The organism is Agromyces humi (genome assembly GCF_009720255.1).
Classification (GTDB): domain Bacteria; phylum Actinomycetota; class Actinomycetes; order Actinomycetales; family Microbacteriaceae; genus Agromyces; species Agromyces humi.
On sequence record NZ_WJSP02000637.1, the window covers coordinates 1 to 1,261 of the forward strand.

Consider the following 1,261-nt stretch of genomic DNA (forward strand, 5'->3'; position numbering starts at 1 on the left):
GCCGCGAGGCCGTGCTGCGGGCGGCCGGACTCGACTCCGCGCCTCCCACGCGCCCGGCCGGCGACGAGCCCGAGGGATCCGCATGACGGTGCCCGTGATCGTCGACTGCGACCCCGGACACGACGACGTCTTCGCGCTGTGGCTCGCGGCGGGGCATCCGTCGCTCGACCTGCTCGCCGTCACGACGGTCGGCGGCAACGTGCCGATCGGGCACACCAGCCGCAATGCGCGCATCGCCCTGACCGTCGCGGGCGTCGCCGGCGTGCCCGTCGCCGCGGGTGCCGCAGGCCCGCTGGCTCGCACGCTCGAGACGGCCGAGTGGATCCACGGCGAGAACGGGCTGGGTGGGCCGGTGCTGCCCGAGCCGGTCGTGCCGCTCGACCCGCGGGGCGCCACCGAGCTCATGGCCGACACGCTGCTCGCATCGGCCGACCCGGTCGCGATCATCGCGACGGGGCCGATCACGAACGTGGCGATCCTGCTGCGGGACCGCCCCGACGTGGCCGACCGCATCCGCGAGATCGTGTGGATGGGCGGCTCCACTGGGCGCGGCAACGTCACGCCGTACGCGGAGTTCAACGCCTGGGTGGACCCCGAGGCGCTCGCGCTCGTCGTCGGCAGCGGCATCCGCTTCACGATGGTGGGACTGAACGTGACGCATCAGGCGCTCGTGACGGCAGGGGTGCGCGAGCGGCTGGCCGGCGCCGGCAACGCGACGGCGGCGTTCGGCGAGGAGCTGCTTGAGTTCTTCTGCCGCACGAACGACGAGGTCTTCGGCATGCCCGACGGGCCGTTGCACGATCCGGTCGCCGTGGCCGTGCTCGCCGACCCGGGCTGCGTGCAGCTCGTGCACACGCGTCTCGACATCGAGCTCCTCGGTGCCGAGACCGCGGGCGCGACGAGCGTCGACCTCGACGGGATGCTGCGCCGCGAGCCCAACGCCTGGGTCGCGACCGGCCTTGACGTCGACAGCTTCTGGGGCGTGCTCGAGACGGCCGTCTCGCGCCTCGCCTGACGGCGCAGGCGACCAACCTGCGTCGACCGTCAGCCGAGCGAGCGGATGACCCGCGCGAGGCGCCCGACCGCCTCGTCGACCAGGGCGTCGGAAAGGTTGCCGTAGCCAAGCACGAGCGCTTCGTCGGTCGACGTGTCGCCCGACGCACGATACCGGCCGAGGTCGGAGACCGCGATGTCGAGCTCGGCTGCGGCGGTGCGCACCTCGCTCGCCCGCACGCCGGGCGGCAGCTCGAGCACGGCGTGC

Annotated in this window: 1 protein-coding gene and 1 pseudogene; one reads left to right on the forward strand and one right to left on the reverse strand. The window is 73.8% G+C overall.

Annotated features, from left to right (window positions below):
- Positions 1-82 precede the first annotated feature (82 nt).
- The gene (locus GH736_RS23110; RefSeq protein ID WP_159607376.1) at positions 83-1,015 is read left to right on the forward strand and encodes a nucleoside hydrolase; all 933 of its coding nucleotides are present in this window, start codon (positions 83-85) and stop codon (positions 1,013-1,015) included.
- A 29-nt stretch (positions 1,016-1,044) separates the two neighbouring features.
- Here GH736_RS23110 and GH736_RS23115 read toward each other — a convergent pair.
- Positions 1,045-1,261, reverse strand: a pseudogene (locus tag GH736_RS23115) (PLP-dependent aminotransferase family protein); the annotation flags it as partial.